The organism is uncultured Campylobacter sp. (genome assembly GCF_938018145.1).
Taxonomy (GTDB): domain Bacteria; phylum Campylobacterota; class Campylobacteria; order Campylobacterales; family Campylobacteraceae; genus Campylobacter_A.
Window position 1 is genome coordinate 1 of sequence record NZ_CALIII010000018.1, and the last position, 3,130, is coordinate 3,130.

Annotated in this window: 2 pseudogenes; both read right to left on the reverse strand. The window is 46.4% G+C overall.

Features of this window, described 5'->3' with window-relative positions:
• Window positions 1-1,799, reverse strand: a pseudogene (locus Q0338_RS00520) (DNA-directed RNA polymerase subunit beta'); the annotation flags it as partial.
• A pseudogene (locus Q0338_RS00525) lies at window positions 1,792-3,130 on the reverse strand (DNA-directed RNA polymerase subunit beta); the annotation flags it as partial. The pseudogenes Q0338_RS00520 and Q0338_RS00525, both read right to left, overlap by 8 nt.

The window sequence follows — 3,130 nt, forward strand, 5'->3', positions numbered from 1 at the left end:
TTTGCGATATCTTTTTTCTTCATAACTCTGTTCCACATATTTTCAGGAACAAAATCAGGCAGAATCGAGCGGATGATTAGGCGGCCGGCGGTCGTAAATAGCGTCTTGCCGTCGATCATCGTTTTGATTTTCGAGTGTACTTCTAGGCAGTGTGCTTCCTCGGCGATCATTACTTCATCTACCGATGCGAAAATTTTATTAGCGCCCTTGCTGTCGGTCTTTTCTAGGCTTAGGTAGTAAATTCCCAAAACCATATCCTGGCTAGGAACGGTGATAGCCTTACCGCTTGCAGGAAGCAAGATGTTCATAGAGCTGAGCATCAAAATTTTGCACTCTGCGATAGCTTCCTGCGATAGCGGCACGTGAACAGCCATCTGGTCGCCGTCGAAGTCCGCGTTAAATGCGGCGCAAACTAGCGGATGTAGCTGGATAGCCTTGCCCTCGACAAGCACAGGGTGAAACGCCTGGATAGATAGTTTGTGAAGCGTCGGAGCGCGGTTTAGCATAACCGGGTGATCCTTAACGACCTCCTCTAGGCACTCCCAAACCTCATTCGTCTTATCCTCGATCATCTTTTTAGCTTGCTTTACGGTCGTAGCGTAGCCCTTCTCCTCAAGGCGAGCTAGCAAATGCGGCTTAAACAGCTCAAGAGCCATTCTTTTCGGTAGTCCGCACTGATCCATGCGTAGTTTTGGGCCAACGACGATAACCGAACGACCGGAAAAGTCAACACGCTTACCGAGCAAATTTTGACGGAAGCGGCCTTGCTTGCCTTTAATGATTTCAGAAAGCGATTTTAACGGGCGTTTGTTTGCGCCTTTTACGGCATTCGCGCGTCGTCCGTTGTCAAATAGCGCATCGACGGACTCCTGAAGCATACGCTTTTCGTTTCTGATGATGATTTCAGGCGCGTCAAGCTCCATAAGGCGTTTTAGGCGCGCGTTTCTATTTATAACGCGGCGATATAGGTCATTTACGTCGGAAACCGCAAATTTACCGCCGTCAAGGCTGACAAGCGGACGAAGATCTGGCGGAAGGACCGGTAAATTAGTAATCATCATCCACTCAGGGCGATTACCGGAATTTAAAAAGCTCTCGACGACTTTTAGTCTTTTTACTATAGTTTTTTTCTTAGCTTCAGAATTTGTCGCGCTGATCTCGTCTTTTAGAGTATTTAAAAGCTCGACCAAATCGATATTTGCTAGCAAATCGCGGATAACTTCGCCGCCCATTCTAGCTCTAAATCCGCTCTCTTCAAAACGAGAAGCTAAAGAAACGTATTGCTCTTCGTTTAGAACGTCGAAAATTTCTACCTTTTTGCTATTTTCGGTATCGTAAAATGCGTCGCCTACGCTCTCGACGATATACGCCTCGTAGTAAAGCACGCGCTCAAGGTCTTTCATCTTTATACCGAGCAACGTTCCTATGCGACTTGGGAGCGAATTTACATACCAGATATGCGCAACAGGAGTCACGAGCTCGATGTGGCCCATTCTAGAGCGGCGCACCTTTGAGCTAGTTACCTCGACGCCGCACTTTTCGCACTTGATGCCTTTGTAGCGCATTTTTTTATACTTACCGCAAAGGCACTCGTAGTCGCGGATCGGACCGAAAATTTTAGCGCAAAATAGGCCGTCGCGCTCAGGTTTTAGCGTGCGGTAGTTTATGGTTTCCGGTTTTTTGACCTCGCCGTGGCTCCATGACTTTATCCTCTCAGGGCTAGCCAAACGAAGCTGAAACGCTTCAAAATCGCGCGGTCTGCGTTCTTCTTTTATCTCAATAGGTTTTAACTCACTCATTATTTTCATCCTCATCGTATATCTCGACATCAAGCGCCAATGATTTTAGCTCGTTTGTTAGAACGAAAAATGTCTCAGGAATGCCAGTTTCAGGCACGTTTTCGCCTCTAGTTAGGGCTTTATATGCAGACAAACGTCCCTCGACGTCGTCTGATTTGACAGTTAGCATCTCGCGAAGCGTATGGGCCGCGCCGTACGCCTCAAGCGCCCAAACCTCCATCTCTCCGAATCTTTGTCCGCCAAATAGCGCCTTACCGCCGACTGGCTGCTGAGTAACTAGGCTATATGGACCCGTGCTTCTAGCGTGGACTTTTTCGTCGACTAGGTGGTGAAGCTTTAGCATATACATACATCCGACGTTTACGCGCTCTTTGATCTTTGAACCCGTGCGTCCGTCGTAAAGCTCGGTCTTGCCGTCCATATCGATCTTAGCTAGCTCAAATAGTTTCATCAGCTCATCGACTCTAACGCCCTCAAATATAGGCGTGGCAAATTTGACGCCGTTAGCCCAGTCTCTAGCGTAGTCTAAAAGCATCTCGTCGCTCATTTTGCCTAGAGTCTTTTTAGCATCCATAAATTTAGACGCCGAAGCTATCTCGATCATTTTGGCTCGTAGCTCTTTTACCCACTCGCCTTTTTTCTCTTGGAAAATTTGATTTATCTGCTCGCCCAAGCGGTAGCCGACAAGGCCCAAGTGGCTTTCTAAAATTTGACCGATATTCATACGGCTAGGAACGCCTAGCGGATTTAACACGATATCAACCGGCTGACCGCTCGGCAGATACGGCATATCAACCTCAGGAACGATATTTGAGACGATACCTTTGTTTCCGTGGCGGCCCGCCATCTTATCGCCCACTTTTAGCTTGCGCTTGGTCGCGATGTAGACTTTAACTAGCTTAACTACGCCGCTTGGCAAGATGTCGTCTTTTTCTAAAATTTCCATCTTCGCGTCATGCTCTTCTTTGAGCTTTTTCTTCTCGTTTTGGAAATGATTTTTTATGTCGTCGTATGATTTTTGAACGTCTTTTGAGAAGCCTTTGACGATCACACTTAGCGTAAAGCGGTTGATGTTTTCAAACTCTTCTTTATCGATCTTCTCGCCTTTTTTATAGGTTTTTTTGCCGATAGTTTGAGCAGAACTCAAAGGCGTTTTGCAAAGCAGAGCGCCCACTTTTAGCATCTCTTCGCGGTCTAGCATCAAGAGTCTATCATGGTGTTCTTTTTCAAAAGCCGCTTTTTCTTCTTCATAAACTTTATTTGAGCGATTATCTTTTTCGTGACCTTTTTTAGTAAAAATTTTAACGTCTACAACGACGCCTTCCATAGAA